A 17062-nucleotide genomic window follows, 5' to 3' on the forward strand; every position below is an offset into this window, starting at 1 on the left:
TGCCGTCTAGACTCCGAGCGCCAGATGCTCGGGTCATAAGCCGTATTGGCTACGAGGCAAAAATCGCTTCTCCGCCAATCCATCTTATGCCTGTCGCATCTAAGCAGGCGCCCTTCGCTTTTGTTTGTTATTCATTGTCATCATCTGAACTGAACATATAGGTCCGATGATGGAACTTCATACTAAACACTAGCCCAATGGCCAGCATATTGCCCATCAGCGAGCTTCCGCCGTAACTGATGAATGGTAGTGGAATTCCTGTGATAGGCAACAATTGAATCGTCATACCGATGTTTTCGAAAACATGGAATGTAATCATGGCAATAATCCCTGCACAAATATACGTACTGAACGGATCTTTCAATTCAAGTGTAATCTTCGTCAAATGATAGATGAGAAAGAAGTACATACAAATGACAAGGCTCGCCCCAATAAATCCCCAATCCTCCCCAATTGATGTGAAGATGAAATCGGTATGACTTTCGGCCACATACACTTCCCGACCTTTATAGCCCTTACCAAAAATTTCGCCCGATCCAATTGCATTGAGTGATGTAATGAGATGCATCCCTTCATCAGACGAATAGGAGTAGGGATCAAGCCATGAGTAAATTCTTGCCGCCTGATAGGACTTGAAGCCAAACGTATCCTGCAGAAATTCCTGTGCGTACAATGCTAACAATAGCAGCGTAACTCCAATTGTGGCAGTTCCAGCAAAAATGGGTACGATGATGCGCCATGTAATTCCCGAAACGATAATCAATGCTGCTGTAATCGCGATGAACACGAGCCCTGTCCCAAGATCTGATTGCATCATGATGAATGCGAGGGGGACAAGCATAGTGACTAATATTTTCCCGAGTAAATAAAAATCTGTTTTTAATGTTTTTTCCAGAAACTTCTCATGGTGTTGCGTTATCATTCGCGCTAAACCGATGATGAAAAAGGTCTTCATGAACTCGGCAGGCTGAATGCTCCCGATTCCGGGAAGATGGAACCAGCTCTTGGCGCCGTTTCTTGGTGCTACGAGGCTCATGCCATCAGGAAGGAAATGCAAAAGAGCGAGTAGAAAAAGCCCGCCGCCATAAATAAACCAAGCTGCCTTTTTATACTGTTCAGGCTCCAAGTACATGGTGATGGCAATGAGGATACAGCTGACGATATACCATTGAATTTGCGATGGAACGAAGTTAATGAGTTCGCCCGAGCTGTATTTGTATTGCCCGGTTGTCTGCGCAGAGGCAATCGCAAATAAGCTTATCAAGCAAAATAGTAATAAGATGAACGCAAGTGTCCAGTCAAAACGTTCTTTTGGTTTATTAATCAATTTCATAGAAAGTCACCCTAGCTGCTGTATTTATTAATCCTCATCATCCGATTCGAAAAGATACGTTCGGTGATGGAATTTCATGCTGAAGACAAGTCCGATAGCGAGCATGTTGCTCATGAGCGAGCTTCCACCGTAACTGATGAATGGTAATGGAATTCCTGTAATCGGTAATAGTTGAATCGTCATACCGATATTTTCAAATACATGAAACGTAATCATCGCAATAATCCCTGTGCAAACGTAAACACTAAAAGGGTCTTTCAATTCAAGAGAGACTTTTGTTAAATGATAAATGAGGATGAAAAATAATGTAATCACAAGACAAGCACCTATGAAACCGTATTCCTCACCGATAACACTAAATATGAAATCCGTGTGGTTTTCAGGAATATACACTTCTCGACCTTGAAAGCCTTTTCCGGTCAATCCACCTGAACCGATTGCGGTCATGGATGTCAGTAGATTATAGCCTTCATCTGAAGGGTAAGAGTATGGATCAAGCCAGGAATAAACCCTTTTGAACTGATAGCGAGAAAAACCGAGCTTATCCTCTAAGAAATCTTGCGCATAGAGAGCCATCCATAATAGTCCTCCGCCGATTGCAGCTGTTCCAGAGAACAGGGGAAATAGAATTCTCCATGAGATGCCGGCAACAATCACAATTGCTGCCGTTATTGCGATAAACACAAGAGATGTTCCTAGATCAGGCTGCTGGATGATGAAAAAGAGTGGGAGGAAAAGAACCATCATAATCTTTCCAAGAAGGAAAAAGTCTGTTTTCAGTGTCTTGTCCGTAAATTTTTCATGGTGTGCACTCACGGCACGCGCCATCCCAAGAATGAAAAAAGTCTTGATGAACTCAGAAGGTTGTATCGTTCCGATTACTGGTAAGTGGAGCCATCTTTTGGCGCCTAGTCGCATCTCGGCAATTTGGTCTTTTCCGCCAGGAGCAAAGTATAGGAAAACAAGTAAGGCTACGCCAAGTCCGTATAACAGCCAAGACATTTTTTTATATTGTTCGGGCTCCAAATACATAGCCATCGCAATAATCGCTGCACCGACGACGTACCATCTAATTTGAAGTGGAACGAAATTGAAGTTGTATTGTCCGGATGTTTGTGCAGATGCAATCGCAAATAAGCTAACAAGACAAAAAAGCAATAATATAAAAGCAAGCGTCCAGTCGAACCGGTCGGCAGGCTTTTTAGGTAATTTCATTTTTAAGTCACCTTTATTCTAATGTACGAGCATGTTTTAGTATAACGCATCGAGCATGCGTATGCATATCCTCTAATTGGACGTATCGTAGATTTGCAAAGTTGCCCAGTGAAAGCTCGCGTGCTAAGCTTGTGGAAAAATGAAGGTCTATATTGAGAAAGGAATCACTAATAATGGCATGGATATATCTATTAATTGCAGGCATCACTGAAATTGTTTGGGCGATTGGGTTGAAGGAAGCGCATGGCTTCACCGTTCTATTACCATCTATCGTGACGATTGTTTTCATCGTCATTAGTTTCTTTTTATTCGCCAAAGCGATGGAAGCCATTCCAATCGGTACGGCATATGCTATATTCACGGGAATTGGAGCAGCAGGAACGGCCGTTGTCGGCATCTTGCTATTTGCAGAAGGTGCAGGGGCAGGGAAACTATTTTTCTTAGGACTGTTACTAGTGGGAATTGTTGGCTTGAAACTTGCGGATGGAAAGGGGGAGGCTGAATAATGTCTTGGATCATCCTAATCATTGCAGGTCTATTCGAGGTAGCATTTGTCGTCACTATGAAACTATCCGAAGGCTTTCGCAATAAAAAATATACGGCACTAACTGTGTTGTCAGGCGCACTCAGCTTCTTTTTGCTGTCATTTGCGATGAAGGAATTGCCTGTTGGCACGGGGTATGCGGTTTGGACAGGAATTGGCGCAGCAGGTAGCGTACTAATTGGTATGTTTTTCTTTCATGAAAAGCGTAGTGCCTTAAAATTTCTTTTTTTATCTTTCATTATTGCAGGAGTTGCCGGACTGAAGATTTTTGGCTGATTAAACATCTTTAATTTATTCATGAAACTAGGTCGTTCATGGTAAACTAAAGTATCGAAAACTAACGGATGGTGAGGGTCTACTTTGAAAAAAAAATTAGGTATTGTATATGGTGGAAAGTCAGCGGAGCATGAGGTGTCATTGTCAACGGCACGCGCGGTGACGCAAGCGGTGGACTTTGGGAAGTATGAAGTGATTCCGGTTTATATTACGTATGGCGGCGAATGGCGCAGAGGTTCAGCACTAGAAGGACCAGTGGCGACACTTGAGGAGCTTCGACTTGCAGGAGATAGCAATGGAAAACCGGATAGCATTCATGATTTCTTGAACGGGGAAGCGCTCGATATCATTTTCCCGCTGCTTCACGGTACGAATGGAGAAGACGGCACGGTCCAGGGATTATTTGAAGTGATGAATATTCCATATGTAGGGAATGGTGTGTTGGCATCTTCCGCAGGCATGGACAAAGTGGTGATGAAGCAGTTATTTGCACAGGTTGACTTGAAGCAAGTGCCTTACGTCTTCTTTCTACGCAGTGGCTGGGCGCAAGAACGTCAACAACTAGTAGAGAAAATGGAACAGGAACTCAGTTGGCCGATGTTTGTCAAACCAGCGAATCTTGGATCGAGTGTTGGCATTAGCCAGGCGACAGACAGAGAAAGTCTGATTGCAGCAGTCGATCTGGCGTTGAAATTTGACCGCCGTATCATTGTTGAACAAGGCGTTGTGGCGCGCGAAATTGAAATGGGTGTTATGGGCAATGACGAGCCAGCCTGTTCAGTACCGGGGGAAATAAAACCAGTAACTGCATTTTATGATTATGAAGCAAAATATAAAGATGGCAATACAGCACTGGTCATCCCGGCGCAAGTGACAGAAGAAGTCACGAAGACAATGAAAGAGATGGCGTTACGTGCTTATAAAGTGCTCGACTGTTCAGGTCTTGTACGTGCAGATTTCTTTGTGACATCAACGGATGAAGTGCTTATTAACGAAGTGAATACGATGCCGGGCTTTACGCCGACGAGCATGTTCCCATTGCTGTGGCAGCAAACAGGTGTGGCGTATCCTGAGCTAATCGACAAACTGATTGAACTTGCGATACAACGTCATGCGGAAAAACAAAACATACAATATACGATGGATTGAGTGTGGTTTAAAGTGAAACGGAAATTGACAGAAATGGCCGCATGGATACAGGCGACGGGACAGCATATGGATGATGTGCTCGTCACGGGTGTGTCCATCGATTCGCGGACTGTGCAGGCAGGGGATTTGTTCATCCCCTTTCGCGGCGAACAGGTGAACGGTCACCATTATGTACAGCGTGCTCTTGAACAAGGGGCGGTTGCTTCTTTATGGATGACAGACGAACCGAATCCGCCGGCCGATGTAGCATTAATCTTTGTGGATAATCCCGAGCTTGCGCTTCAAGAAATGGCGCGTACTTACCGAGGACTGCTGTCATGTAAGGTCATTGGTATCACAGGGTCTAATGGTAAAACGTCTACTAAGGATCTTGTCGCGAGCGTGTTGGCACCTTACTTTAATGTTAGAAAAACGGAAGGTAACTTCAATAATGAGCTTGGTTTGCCCTTGACGATCCTGTCACTGGATGAGAATACAGAAATCGCAGTTTTAGAAATGGGCATGAGCGGCTTTGGAGAAATTTCGTTTTTATCGACATTGGCAAAGCCGCATTTCGCGATTATTACGAATATCGGGGAAGCGCATATGCAGGATCTTGGTTCACGTGCGGGAATTGCACAAGCGAAATTTGAAATTATTGATGGACTTCAACAAGGTGGTCAGCTGTTTTACGATGGTGATGAACCATTGTTGCAAGAACTAGTGAAGCAGTCTGTTATTGAATCGATATCATTTGGCCATAATAAAGGAACGGTGTTGTCACTTGAGAAAATTGAATCAGGTGATGATGGGAGTCACTTTACAGTAAAAGGTTTGTTGAATGGACAATTTACCATTCCCGTTTACGGTGCCCATCAAGTAAAGAACGCACTCGTTGCGATTTTAATTGCGAATGAGTTGGGAGTTGACGCTGAGGCAATTCGCGTAGCTCTACGCAGCGCCTCGTTGACAGATATGCGCATGCAGCCTGTTGTGGTTGCGAATGGTGCACTCATTATAAATGACGCGTATAACGCAGCGCCAACATCGATGCGTGCAGCGCTTGCCTTCATTCAAGAGACGAATTTACGGCAAGATAAGTGGGTCGTACTTGCAGATATGCTTGAATTGGGTTTAGAAGAGCAGGAATACCATGAACAACTTGCAAACGAGATTTTGCTGATGGACCTGAAAGGAATTTTGTTGTTTGGACCACGCATGAAGTGGCTATACGATGCATTACAAAAACGTGATGTTAAACCGCAATTACTTTGGTCGGAAAGAGAGTATACACCGATTATCGATGTGTTGCGTGATGCTACAGGAGCTGATTCCATTATTTTATTAAAAGGTTCACGTGGAATGGCACTTGAAAATATACTTAAAGGGTTGAATGGGTGATGAAGACGGGTGTACTGTTTATCCATGGTTTCACCGGAGGTTCTTTTGAAGTTCGGCCATTAGTTAACTACTTGAGTAGTAAAACCGACTGGCGGATGTCCATCCCGATATTACCTGGGCATGATGTAACGCTAGAACTTGGGAAGGTATCAGCTGAGTCTTGGTTGATGGAAGCAGAGCTTGCACTCAGAAAACTACAAAAAGAAGTCGACCGTGTTATCGTGGTCGGCTTTTCCATGGGTGGGCTTATAGCCATGTATTTAGCATTGCGCTATAAAATCGATAAATTAGTGCTGTTAAGTGCAGCGGCAAAATATATAAGCCCACGTAATCTTTTGGAAGATATGGGCATCATGTTAGCCGAATCGGTTACGAAAAAATATCCGCCGAATACATTTTATCATTTGTATGAATATAAATTGATGCACACGCCACTACGTGCAATTATCGAGTTTTTACGGATTGTGAAAACAGTGGAACCTTATTATGGGCGGATTACAACACCAGTTTGTATTGTACAAGGGAAAAAAGACGGCATTGTACCGTTTGCTTCTGCTGAGCATTTGTTTAAAAAAATAGGCTCCGAAAAAAAGGAACTCATAAAATCAGAACTTGGGAAGCATCATATCTGTTACAGCGATGACTGTGACAATTGGTTTGGTGAAGTGTTCGAGTTCATGAAGCAGAAGGAGTTTGTCTAGGCTTCGACAGCCAGTCCCTCGGGTCATAAGCCGGATTAGCTGTGCAGCAAAAGTCGCTGCTTCGCTAATCCGTCTTATGCCTGTCGGGCCTAGGCGGCTGTCTACGCTTTTCTTGTAATAAACTGATTATTACTACTTAAGCGGAATGATTGCAGGGGACGATTTTGCATGGTACACTATGAAGAACATTGGATACATTTACACGGGACTCTTCAATTGGTGAAGAGTACTTTTTTTTGAATAAAACGGTTTGCTCATCTAAATCGGACAATTGTCCGTTGATCGAACCGCTCGGCAAAGACCGGGCTTTCCTTTTCAACCATAACCTCTATTGTAGAGAATGCAAAATATCGGAAACGTTCCCTTTAATGGCTCGAATTTGCCGTGCCTTCATTTGCAAATGTAACCAATTGTCAAATGAAAAAACAAAGGAGATTGAGAAGTTTGACGAATTTTTCAGAATTAAACATCAGTGAATCAACACAACGTGCTCTAAGTAAAATGGGGTTCGAAGAAGCAACACCAATCCAAGAAGGTACTGTCCGTTTTGGTATGGAAGGTCTTGACGTTATTGGTCAAGCACAAACAGGTACGGGGAAAACAGCAGCATTTGGTATTCCAATCATTGAGAAAATCGACACAAGAAACCCAGCGGTACAAGCACTTGTTATCGCACCAACACGTGAGTTGGCTATTCAGGTTTCTGAAGAAATCTACAAAATTGGTGCTGACAAACGTGCACGCATTCTATCTGTTTATGGTGGGCAAGAAATTGGACGCCAAATCCGTGCGTTGCGCAACAACCCACAAATTATCGTAGGAACACCAGGACGTATCCTTGACCATATTAAACGTAAAACATTGAAACTCGATGGCGTACAAACGCTTGTACTTGATGAGGCAGATGAAATGTTGAACATGGGCTTCATCGAAGACATCAACACAATTCTTGCAAGTGTACCGGCTGAACGTCAAACACTTTTATTCTCAGCTACAATGCCTGGACCAATCCGTAAAATTGCAGAAACATTCATGAAAAACCCGGAAATCGTTAAAATCAAGTCAAAAGAAATGACTGTTGAAAACATCGAGCAATTCTTCGTGAAATCACAAGAGCGCGAGAAGTTTGATATCCTGTCACGTCTATTGAATGTTCACCAACCAGAACTTGCAATTGTTTTCGGTCGTACAAAGCGTCGTGTGGATGAGCTTTCGCACGCACTAAGCATTCGCGGCTATATCGCAGAAGGAATTCACGGTGACTTGACACAAGCAAAGCGTATGTCAGTTCTTCGTCAGTTCAAAGAAGGTAAAGTAGACATTCTTGTTGCGACTGACGTTGCGGCACGTGGACTTGATATCTCAGGTGTTACACATGTTTATAACTTCGATATTCCACAAGATCCTGAAAGCTATGTGCACCGTATTGGTCGTACTGGACGTGCTGGGAAAAGTGGAGTGGCGATTACGTTTGTTACACCACGTGAAATGGGTTATCTACGTATCGTTGAAGAAACAACTAAAAAGCGTATGACTCCATTAACGCCTCCATCCTCTGACGAAGCACTTGTAGGTCAGCAACGTCTAGCGGTTGAGCAGTTAGCGGAAATCGTTGAGAAAAACGAATTGAGTGATTACACGCATTTAGCGTCTGAATTGCTTGCTAAATTCGATGCGAATGACATTGTTGCAGCAGCAATTCGTTCGTTGACACGCGAGCCGAATGATACGCCTGTATCGATTTCAGAAGAGCGTCCATTGCCAGCACGTGGCGGTGGCGGCGGTCGTAGCAGTGGTGGTTATAAAGGCAATCGCAGCGGTGGCCGTTCATCAGGTAACGGCGGTGGCCGCGGTTATGGTGGCGGCGCATCTCGTCGTAGTAGCGGCGGAAGCCGTGACGGAGCAAGAAGAGATAGCGGTCGTTCACGTAGCACGAAAACAGAACGTTAATCATTATTTTATAAAAAGTCGGGAGCGTGCAAACGCCCTCGGCTTTTTTGTTGAATATAATCATTAAAATGAAACATTTCACCTCGTTAATCGTATAGAATGAATAGAAAGAGGTGTTCATATGAGGGCGCAACCGGTTAATCGGATATCGGAAAAAGGATTGAGAGTATGGAGATTGTACGGCATGATACAAACAGCGCTATTGTTGCTGGTCGCAATAGGTGCGGGTGTCTTAGCGTATTTCTTTGAGGGACCATGGTGGATTTATGCTATTGCTACAGTAGCTGTACTATTATTTGCCTACTTATTCATTTACTTATTCCCTAAAGTGAGATGGATGCGATGGCGCTACGAGGTACGTGAATCGGAAATTGAATTACAACATGGCCTTTTTATTGTAAAACGGACACTGATTCCGATGGTACGGGTACAGCATGTAGACACTGCGCAGGGACCGATTCTGCGGAAATATAATTTGGCTGAAATTACAATTTCAACTGCGGCGACGAACCATACGATTCCGGCGTTAGTGACAGAAGAGGCGGATGAGTTACGGGGAAGAATTTCAGTACTCGCAAGGGTGGCGGTAGACGATGTCTGATAATCGCTTTAAATTGCATTGGATCACGGCTATCATCGAAGTATTAAAGACGTTGAAGGAAATGATTTTGCCGCTTCTTGTTCTTATTTTTGCGAATGGGTTGAAGGATTTAGGAACAGGAAAATGGTACATAGACTATGCTAGTTTTATTATTTTTGGTGTGTTGCTCATTGTTTTTTTCGTTACAGGAATCATTAAATGGAAACGGTTTGAATATTGGTTTGAGGAAGATGAATTACGTATTGAGTATGGCTTGTTCGTTAAGAAGAAGCGCTATATCCCATTCGATCGGATTCAAAGTCTTGATTATACCGAAGGGATTTTGCATCGTCCGCTCAAGCTTGTCAAAGTGAAAGTGGAAACTGCGGGCAGCTCATCCGTTAAAAAATCAGAAGCAGAACTAACAGCTATTACGAAGGATGCTGCGAAAAGAATTGAAATGGAGATTGCGGAAGCAAAAAATAGAAGGAAGGCTATTCCGGTTGAGGAAGGTGAACTGGCAGAGGAGCTTCATATAGAAGAAATGCAAGAGAAGTCTGTCTTCACTTTGTCGGCGAAGGATCTTCTTATTCTAGCAACGACTTCCGGTGGTATTGGTGTCATTCTGTCTGGTGCGGCCATTTTTTTATCGCAGTTTTCTGAGATGATTCCATTTGAATGGATGTATGAAGAGGTTTCAGGTTTTATCAAATATGGTTTTATGATTGTAGCGATTGTTGTATTTTTAGGATTTGTTGCGGTGTGGGGATTATCCGTGGCGATGACCTTCTTTTCGTATTATAGTTTTTCCGTGGCACTTGATGGGCAGGATATTGTCATTACGCGGGGGTTGCTAGAAAAGAAACGGATGACGGTCCCGTTGAACAGAGTTCAAAGCGTTCGTATTGTTGAAAATCCGCTTAGGCAGCTGTTCGGCTATGCCGCGGTTGTTATCGATAGCGCTGGCGGTGGTGGGGCGGAAGGGGCAAAAATCAATCTATTCCCACTCGTGAAGAAATCGAATGTGAACAGTTCGTTAAAAGAAATATTTCCGGATCTAATTCTTATTGAACCGACTAACAAGCTTCCCGCCCGTGGAAAACACTTTTACTATCGTATCGATTTCTTGTGGATGGCTCCTGTGATTGGCGCTTTGATCTACTTTTTCTTCCCGTATGGACTGCTATCCTTACTCATCATTCCAGCTATCATCCTTTTCGGGCTATGGCAGCATCACTCAGCGGCCTACGAAATTGCGCGCAACCAACTGACCATGCGCTTTAGAGGGGTTAGCTTACAGACTGCATTTTTGATGAAGAAAAGAATCCAATCAATGGAAATGAAACAAAATTATTTTCACAAGCGTAAAAATGTAGCCACTTTAGCTGCGAGTATTAAATCAGGAATCGGTATCTTCCGCGCGCATGTCTTTCATATGGAAGAATCGGAAGCGGATAGGATTCTTTCTTGGTATGAAAGAAGTGGAGAAGACAAAGGACAGCAGGAGTAGTCTCCTGCTGTCCTTCCCAATTCTCTATCTCTTTTTCCAACTAATAATGCGTTTGGGATGGAAATAACTAAGTCCAATCAAAAATCCGACGATGAGCCCAGTGATATGGGCTGTTACATTAATATTTGGTTGAAGAAATGTCATAACGACACCGATTACGATAATTGGTAAAATGATTTGTCTGAGCTGTGGAAGAATGTGTTTGGTGTAGTAAACCAGTGCTCCGAATGCTCCGAAAATCCCGAAAATAGCTCCGCTAGCCCCGACGCTTGCATAGTCAAGGGGTTGTAGGAAGTAGGTTGCGATGTTGCCGAAAATACCTGCAAGTAAGTAGACGGTTAGGAATCGTGCTTTGCCTGCTATTTTTTCAAGCTCTGGTCCAAAAACAAATAGGGAAAACATATTGAATAACAGATGTGAAAATCCAGCATGTAAGAACATAGGTGTAAATAAGCGCCACCATTCCCCTTCAGCAATTAAAAAATTGATGCCCATGCCGCTGAAATAGACTTGGTTCCCTATACCTGGGATATATCCTATCAAAGCAACGAGGATGTTCAAAGCAAGTAACACCGTTACAACAGGGTACAGGCGAATGTATTGCGAAAAATTTTCTGTACGACTAAACATTTTTTCACCTCAATCTATGGAACCATTATACCGTTTTAATTTGAATAGCAAAAGTTTTTGCTGATTAAGGAGGAATGCAGTTCGATTCCTCCCTGGCGTAATTGATTAAAATGATAAATTTGGAAAGAAGGAATTACTTTGATAGCAGGAATTGGACTAGATATCGTCGAATTGGACCGTATTGCTAAATTAGATGCTGCATCACCGAAGTTTCGTTTGCGGATTTTAACTTCGGAAGAACTAAAGATTTACGATGGACTGACCATTCATCGGCGGATAGAATTTCTTGCAGGTCGTTTTGCTGGAAAAGAGGCCTACGCCAAAGCGAATGGCACTGGAATTGGCGTTGCTTGTAACTTCACGGATATAGCTATTTTACCGGAAGCGAGTGGTAAACCCGTCCTTTATTTCAAAGAAAATAAGGTTGCTGGATTTGTTTCGATTACGCACACAAAAACAGTTGCAGCAGCACAAGTAATCTTACTCGCATAAATGTCCGTCCTATCTCATAAGATGACCTACCCGATTGAAATGAGAAAGGATGAACTGTATGCGTAGCCGGATAGTTACTCTGTTGTTAGTTGCAGTTATGGTACTCCTCGCAGCATGTGGAGCACCATCGAAAGAGGATGTTATGAAAAAGCTCAGCGGCAAGTGGAACGATACGAAAGGCTATGAACTAAAGGCGAAGATGGAGATTAAGACAGGAGCAGAACCGCGTATATATGATGTTGTCGTTTGGTATACAAAGCCTGCTTTCTATCGAGTTAATGTAAGCCAAGCCGGTAGTGAGGATTCCCAGATGATTGTCCGTAATGAAGAAGGTGTATTTGTTGTCACACCGTCACTCGGTAAAACGTATAAGTTTCAAAGTGATTGGCCAGCACAAAATAGTCAGGCGTATTTAATTGGTGCGTTGTCTGATGATATTAAAGCAGACAAAAATGCGACCATGACAGAAAAGGATAAGGCTTATATCTTTGAAACCGCCACTCGGAATAATCATAAGAAAGTTTTGCCGACACAACAGATTCATATTGACAAAAAGACATTACTACCAACACATGTGTCCGTATTGGATGAAAATAAAGAAGAGAAAATCCGTATCACTTTTCAACAAATTACGCTCGGTAAGGAACGGAAGGCGGCTGACTATGCGGTAGAAATAGATGATACGAATACAGGGAAAGAGCAAGACCCGACAGATGGTAAGAAAACAGGACTCCCAACCTACTACCCATCCGTTGAGTGGGAGGGTGTTACGTTGGAAGAAGAACAAATGGAAACTACAAACGGCACAAGAACCTTCATGACGTTTAGTGGAAGTAAGGAATACATCATTGTTCAGGAGCCAGCTACACCGGCTACAATAGCAGAACATAAAGTGGCTGTATCCATTGAGGGTGATCCGGTTGACCTTGGATTTACGATTGCAGCGATGACAGAGAACTCAATCCGATGGGAAAGTGCTGGTATTTCGTTTTTCATCGCGTCTGAAACATTAACAAAAGATGAAATGATTGAAGTTGCCGCATCGATGCAAGCAGAGGAAATGAAATAAAATAACTAAATTCAGCAAATATAGTTGTACTGAAAATGAAACATCAGCTACAGAAGATTACTGCTGAGTAGTGGAACGCAGGCTAAGGGCGCCGCGTTCTGTGAAAATACCTGCCAGGGAGGATGCAGTTCAATCCTTCCCCACATGCAAGCTCAAAACCTCTGGAGATGCCGAGACGTAATTGATTGACGAAGAAAGGGTAAGGGATTGATAATAGAGAACAGCATAACGTAAAAGAGGGGGCATCATGAAAAACTCTATTTATTACCGTCCAACGCAAGTGATCATAAATCTTGAAGCTATCAAGACGAATATTCGAAACTTGACAAAACATCTGGGGAGTTCAACTTCAGTCATTGCGGTTGTTAAAGCGAACGGCTACGGACACGGAGATGTGGAAGTAGCCAAAGCTGCTTTTGAAAGTGGTGTTGCAATGGTTTCGGTTGCCACACCAGATGAAGCTGTGCGGCTCCGAGCGGCAGGTATAAGTGGGGACATCCTTGTCATGGGGCCATCTCCAATTACCTTTGTCGAAATAGCCGTTGAATTAGGTATTATCATTACTGTATCGACTGCGGAGTGGTTGCGAGCGGCGTTGAAACAGTATGGGAAGTTTGTCAAACGTTTAAAAATCCATGTAAAAATTGATAGTGGTATGGGTAGAATTGGGCTACGGGATGCAGAGTCCCTTCAATCTATTGTTACCATCGTTGATTGTGCTGATAATGTACAGTTAGACGGTATTTTTACGCATTTCGCGTGTGCAGATGAAGGTAATCAGGAGAGGACGGAAGCGCAATTTACGATGTTTATGAATCTCGTGCAGACATTACCCGAAAAACCGCGGCTTGTACATGCATCGAACAGCGCGGCAGCCCTTCTTTATTCTGACTACGGACTTGATGCGGTCCGTTTTGGAATCAGTCTTTATGGAATTGCATCTTCGCGCTATGTAGCTGGGAAATTACCGTTCCATCTTGAAAGGTCCTTACAAATTGAGAGTGAACTTGTACACGTTAAATTTCTTGAGGCAGGGACCCCTATTAGCTATGGAGGAACTTATGAAACAAAGGAAGATGAGTGGATTGGAACCATTCCGATCGGTTACGCGGATGGTTTGCGCCGTGGCCTACGTGGACAGGAAGTGCTGATAGATGGGGAGCGAATGCCTCTCGTCGGCACGATTTGTATGGACCAATGCATGGTGAAGCTCCCTCGTGAAATGCCTATTGGTGAAAAGGTTACGTTAATAGGTCGTCAAGGGAACGAAGAAGTAACAATGGAAGAGTGGGCGGAGAAACTCGACACGATTCCGTATGAAATTGCCGTATCTATTGCGGAGCGGGTACCGAGAATATATATAGGGAAAGATGGACAGTCTATCTAATATCCGTACTTTCGACAAAAACCAAGTAGTATTGCAGAATCCTGTCAATAAACTTCCTTCTATGTCTTCTCATTGTCGTTATTCAATGGTAAGATGGACTTGTAATCAATCGCGCCTCAGCGTGATTGAGTCGGGATTTTGAATTGTGCTTGCACAATTAACTCCTTTCAAAATCCCTGACATCCGCCGGAGGCTCAACTTGGATCAGCGGAGGGCTTGGACTCTTCCTGTTTGAAGCTGTTTTCTGGCAGTCATCCCGTTAGTTATTAAAGTGGGAATTTCAGCTGAGGCAAGTTGAAATGAGGGAACGGCTTTGTCGGAGGTGCTGACGTTGCGTGCTAATAAAAACATGAAAGAAATCATTGTTAAGATTCCAAAACGGATGCTGAATGAAAATGAACATACGGTCGTCCATCAGGAGCCGGGTCGTGAAGATTTCGTTTATATTTCGACAAAACGATACGTAACCGACTATGAATCGGCTACGATTAGGGAAGAAATGATGAAGGGTTATGTCGAAATGTCACAAATCAACCTGAAAATCGCCACAGAATGCTTGCATGTGGAGTTTGAAGCCCAGCATACGGTGGAACGTCTCGTAAGCGGAGGATGAAAAGTTGGCAATAAAACGTGGAGACGTCTTTTTTGCAGATCTGTCGCCGGTCGTCGGTTCTGAACAGGGAGGTACGAGACCGGTTCTTGTTATTCAAAACGATATAGGTAACCGGTTTAGTCCGACAGTGATTATTGCGGCAATCACCGCACAAATACAAAAAGCAAAATTGCCTACACATGTTGAAATTGATGCGGCACGCTATGGCTTCGAGCGAGATTCGGTCATCTTGCTCGAACAAGTCCGCACAATCGACAAGTCGAGGCTTACTGATAAGATTACACAACTAGACGAATTTTTGATGGAGCAGGTCGATGAAGCACTTGAAGTGAGTTTTGGCCTCGTCAAATTCTGAGCATACATATAAGAAAAACACCACAGGACTCATACCTGTGGTGTTTTTCGATTATCCATCACCGTACAATTTAACTATTTTCAATTATGTGACAAAAAGAGGTGTACTACCTCTCTTTTTTCGTTACAATGAAGGTATGATGATTTTTACTTAATTCAGCAGAAGTTCTCCACTTCTATAAGTGGTGTAATTGATCTGAATACAATAGAGTTCCAGTTTAATCTTTATTTAGTGGTGTAATCGATTTTACGAGGAGGTTCATCGTTATTATTATGAATAAGCGAATGATAGATGGTATTAATCAATATATGGATGAAATCATTGAGCGTTGGCAGGAGAGCATGAAAGAGGAAAAGGAGGAACGCTTTTTTCAATTTATGCCGAAACAGCTTTTGGAGAAAACAAGCAGGGAATTTGCAGAGCTTATGACGTTGAATATAAGAGAAGGTAATCTGATCCACACGGATAAGTTGAATGACTTTACTGAAAAAGTTGTCCGTTTTGGCTGGTCTATAAAGTTTGTGAATAAGGCGATTGATAATTTCTCGCAAATTACGTTTGATTTATTGGAGAAAAAAGGGGTCATTGAAGAGAGTAATTTACGCCCTATTCTAGATGTTTTCGCGAATTGGATTCCACCGCTTCGTGAGAGTATTATTCAGGCCTATTCTATGGAATGGGAACGAACAGTAAGTTTACAGAAGATCGCGTTGCAAGAGCTTTCGGCATCACTGATACCTGTCTTTGACAAAATCTCGGTCATGCCGCTTGTTGGGACGATTGACACGGAGCGTGCCAAATTAATCATGGAAAACTTATTGGAAGGTGTCGTGAAGCAACGGGCTGAAGTCGTACTACTCGATATTACAGGTGTCCCAGTTGTTGACACGATGGTTGCCCATCATATAATCCAAGCAGCAGATGCGGTCCGGCTCGTTGGGGCGAAGTGTATGCTCGTCGGGATTAGGCCGGAAATTGCGCAAACAATCGTGACATTAGGTATCAATCTGAATGATTTTACGACAACAAGTACATTGAGACGTGGAATGCAGGAGGCTCTGAGTTTGACGAACCGTACAATAGTGGAGGTTGATTGTTCGTGAATATGCGAATTCCAATTTTAAAATTAAAAGATGTACTAATTGTTTCAGTTCAATGGGAACTTGATGATCAGACAGCAATTCAATTTCAAGAGGATTTATTAAAAAAGATGCACGAAACGGCAGCGAGAGGTGTTGTGATTGATTTGACACCGATTGACTTTATCGATTCTTTTATTGCAAAAGTATTGGGGGACGTTATCAGTATGTCGAGATTGATGGGGGCGAAAGTCGTCATTACAGGAATCCAACCAGCCGTTGCTATTACACTCATTGAACTTGGAATTCGTCTGGAGGATGTATTGACTGCGCTCGATCTCGAAAACGGATTGGACAAACTTCGTCAAGAATTGGAGGCCTAGCCATGGGGGATCGGTCTTCTGTAGAGATATATACGGAGTGGGATATTGTTGCTGCCCGACAGCTTGGCCGGAATGAAGCGAGGAGAACTGGCTTTGGAACCGTCGATCAGGCAAGGATTACAACGGCTATTAGCGAATTAGCCCGTAATATTTACTTATATGCGGGAAAAGGGAAGATTGAAATTGAAAGACTCTCTGTGAATGGTGTATCTGGTATTACGATCATCGCTTCTGATGAGGGGCCGGGCATTCGAGATGTTCGCAAAGTGATGGAAGATGGTTTTTCGACTTCTGGAGGTTTGGGGGCAGGAATGCCGGGTGTGAGAAGGCTTATGGACGAATTCAAATTAGATACAGAACCCGGAGTTGGAACAGTAATCACCGCTACAAAATGGCTTCGGTGAGGGGATGATGAT

Annotated in this window: 19 protein-coding genes; 16 read left to right on the forward strand and 3 right to left on the reverse strand. The window is 43.2% G+C overall.

Features of this window, described 5'->3' with window-relative positions:
* Positions 1–127 precede the first annotated feature (127 nt).
* Together N1I80_RS02235 and N1I80_RS02240 are read right to left on the reverse strand one after the other, a co-directional pair.
* Positions 128–1333: an FtsW/RodA/SpoVE family cell cycle protein gene (locus N1I80_RS02235; protein ID WP_340736347.1), complete on the reverse strand. Its 1206-nt coding sequence runs from the start codon at positions 1331–1333 to the stop codon at positions 128–130.
* A 27-nt stretch (positions 1334–1360) separates the two neighbouring features.
* On the reverse strand, positions 1361–2548 hold the full coding sequence (locus N1I80_RS02240; RefSeq protein WP_340736348.1) for an FtsW/RodA/SpoVE family cell cycle protein: 1188 nt from the start codon (positions 2546–2548) through the stop codon (positions 1361–1363).
* A 173-nt stretch (positions 2549–2721) separates the two neighbouring features.
* On the opposite strand from N1I80_RS02240, the gene N1I80_RS02245 reads away from it, so the two are divergent.
* The 8 genes from N1I80_RS02245 (at position 2722) to N1I80_RS02280 (ending at position 10638) form a co-directional block, all read left to right on the forward strand.
* Entirely contained in the window at positions 2722–3054 is a 333-nt protein-coding gene (locus tag N1I80_RS02245; protein ID WP_340736349.1) for a DMT family transporter, read from the forward strand.
* Positions 3054–3368, forward strand: coding sequence for a DMT family transporter (locus N1I80_RS02250; protein ID WP_340736350.1), 315 nt, complete (start codon positions 3054–3056; stop codon positions 3366–3368). The genes N1I80_RS02245 and N1I80_RS02250 overlap by 1 nt, the downstream gene beginning before the upstream one ends.
* Positions 3369–3452: 84 nt before the next feature.
* On the forward strand, positions 3453–4517 hold the full coding sequence (locus N1I80_RS02255) for a D-alanine--D-alanine ligase (RefSeq protein ID WP_340736351.1): 1065 nt from the start codon (positions 3453–3455) through the stop codon (positions 4515–4517).
* A gap of 12 nt (positions 4518–4529) precedes the next feature.
* On the forward strand, positions 4530–5897 hold the full coding sequence (locus N1I80_RS02260) for a UDP-N-acetylmuramoyl-tripeptide--D-alanyl-D-alanine ligase (RefSeq protein ID WP_340736352.1): 1368 nt from the start codon (positions 4530–4532) through the stop codon (positions 5895–5897).
* Entirely contained in the window at positions 5897–6598 is a 702-nt protein-coding gene (locus N1I80_RS02265; RefSeq protein ID WP_340736353.1) for an alpha/beta hydrolase, read from the forward strand. Before N1I80_RS02260 ends, N1I80_RS02265 begins: the two co-directional genes overlap by 1 nt.
* 444 nt (positions 6599–7042) lie before the next feature.
* A complete protein-coding gene (locus N1I80_RS02270) occupies positions 7043–8548 on the forward strand; it encodes a DEAD/DEAH box helicase (protein WP_340736354.1) in 1506 nt (501 codons plus the stop codon).
* A gap of 121 nt (positions 8549–8669) precedes the next feature.
* Complete coding sequence (locus N1I80_RS02275; protein WP_340736355.1) at positions 8670–9149, forward strand: PH domain-containing protein; 480 nt, start codon at positions 8670–8672, stop codon at positions 9147–9149.
* On the forward strand, positions 9142–10638 hold the full coding sequence (locus N1I80_RS02280) for a PH domain-containing protein (RefSeq protein WP_340736356.1): 1497 nt from the start codon (positions 9142–9144) through the stop codon (positions 10636–10638). The genes N1I80_RS02275 and N1I80_RS02280 overlap by 8 nt, the downstream gene beginning before the upstream one ends.
* Before the next feature lie 24 nt (positions 10639–10662).
* Here N1I80_RS02280 and N1I80_RS02285 read toward each other — a convergent pair whose 3' ends face one another.
* Positions 10663–11268: a rhomboid family intramembrane serine protease gene (locus N1I80_RS02285; RefSeq protein ID WP_340736357.1), complete on the reverse strand. Its 606-nt coding sequence runs from the start codon at positions 11266–11268 to the stop codon at positions 10663–10665.
* 138 nt (positions 11269–11406) lie between these two features.
* On the opposite strand from N1I80_RS02285, the gene acpS reads away from it, so the two are divergent.
* The 8 genes from acpS to N1I80_RS02325 all read left to right on the forward strand — a co-directional run bounded on the left by acpS (position 11407) and on the right by N1I80_RS02325 (position 17050).
* Entirely contained in the window at positions 11407–11760 is a 354-nt protein-coding gene (gene acpS, locus N1I80_RS02290) for a holo-ACP synthase (RefSeq protein ID WP_340736358.1), read from the forward strand.
* A gap of 58 nt (positions 11761–11818) precedes the next feature.
* The gene (locus N1I80_RS02295; protein WP_340736359.1) at positions 11819–12829 is read left to right on the forward strand and encodes a LolA family protein; all 1011 of its coding nucleotides are present in this window, start codon (positions 11819–11821) and stop codon (positions 12827–12829) included.
* Positions 12830–13076: 247 nt separating this feature from the next.
* Positions 13077–14216, forward strand: a complete 1140-nt coding sequence (gene alr / locus N1I80_RS02300; RefSeq protein WP_340736360.1) for an alanine racemase — start codon at positions 13077–13079, stop codon at positions 14214–14216.
* A 322-nt stretch (positions 14217–14538) separates the two neighbouring features.
* Positions 14539–14829, forward strand: a complete 291-nt coding sequence (locus N1I80_RS02305; RefSeq protein ID WP_340739949.1) for a transcriptional regulator — start codon at positions 14539–14541, stop codon at positions 14827–14829.
* 4 nt (positions 14830–14833) lie between these two features.
* On the forward strand, positions 14834–15184 hold the full coding sequence (locus N1I80_RS02310; protein ID WP_318618062.1) for a type II toxin-antitoxin system PemK/MazF family toxin: 351 nt from the start codon (positions 14834–14836) through the stop codon (positions 15182–15184).
* Positions 15185–15456: 272 nt separating this feature from the next.
* Entirely contained in the window at positions 15457–16287 is an 831-nt protein-coding gene (locus tag N1I80_RS02315; protein ID WP_340736361.1) for an STAS domain-containing protein, read from the forward strand.
* Positions 16284–16646, forward strand: coding sequence for an STAS domain-containing protein (locus N1I80_RS02320; RefSeq protein ID WP_340736362.1), 363 nt, complete (start codon positions 16284–16286; stop codon positions 16644–16646). The genes N1I80_RS02315 and N1I80_RS02320 overlap by 4 nt, the downstream gene beginning before the upstream one ends.
* Positions 16647–16648: 2 nt before the next feature.
* Complete coding sequence (locus N1I80_RS02325; RefSeq protein WP_340736363.1) at positions 16649–17050, forward strand: anti-sigma regulatory factor; 402 nt, start codon at positions 16649–16651, stop codon at positions 17048–17050.
* Positions 17051–17062: the final 12 nt, after the last annotated feature.

The sequence above is a fragment of the Sporosarcina sp. FSL K6-3457 genome (assembly GCF_038007285.1).
Taxonomy (GTDB): domain Bacteria; phylum Bacillota; class Bacilli; order Bacillales_A; family Planococcaceae; genus Sporosarcina.

Excerpts from the sequence above, each read along its gene's own strand:
- N1I80_RS02265 (WP_340736353.1), top strand. The coding sequence starts at position 5,897 with ATGAAGACGGGTGTACTGTTTATCCATGGTTTCACCGGAGGTTCTTTT.
- N1I80_RS02315 (WP_340736361.1), top strand. The coding sequence starts at position 15,457 with ATGAATAAGCGAATGATAGATGGTATTAATCAATATATGGATGAAATC.
- N1I80_RS02325 (WP_340736363.1), top strand. The coding sequence starts at position 16,649 with ATGGGGGATCGGTCTTCTGTAGAGATATATACGGAGTGGGATATTGTT.
- N1I80_RS02250 (WP_340736350.1), top strand. The coding sequence starts at position 3,054 with ATGTCTTGGATCATCCTAATCATTGCAGGTCTATTCGAGGTAGCATTT.
- alr (WP_340736360.1), top strand. The coding sequence starts at position 13,077 with ATGAAAAACTCTATTTATTACCGTCCAACGCAAGTGATCATAAATCTT.
- N1I80_RS02275 (WP_340736355.1), top strand. The coding sequence starts at position 8,670 with ATGAGGGCGCAACCGGTTAATCGGATATCGGAAAAAGGATTGAGAGTA.
- N1I80_RS02280 (WP_340736356.1), top strand. The coding sequence starts at position 9,142 with ATGTCTGATAATCGCTTTAAATTGCATTGGATCACGGCTATCATCGAA.
- N1I80_RS02285 (WP_340736357.1), bottom strand. The coding sequence starts at position 11,268 with ATGTTTAGTCGTACAGAAAATTTTTCGCAATACATTCGCCTGTACCCT.
- N1I80_RS02245 (WP_340736349.1), top strand. The coding sequence starts at position 2,722 with ATGGCATGGATATATCTATTAATTGCAGGCATCACTGAAATTGTTTGG.
- N1I80_RS02235 (WP_340736347.1), bottom strand. The coding sequence starts at position 1,333 with ATGAAATTGATTAATAAACCAAAAGAACGTTTTGACTGGACACTTGCG.
- N1I80_RS02240 (WP_340736348.1), bottom strand. The coding sequence starts at position 2,548 with ATGAAATTACCTAAAAAGCCTGCCGACCGGTTCGACTGGACGCTTGCT.
- N1I80_RS02295 (WP_340736359.1), top strand. The coding sequence starts at position 11,819 with ATGCGTAGCCGGATAGTTACTCTGTTGTTAGTTGCAGTTATGGTACTC.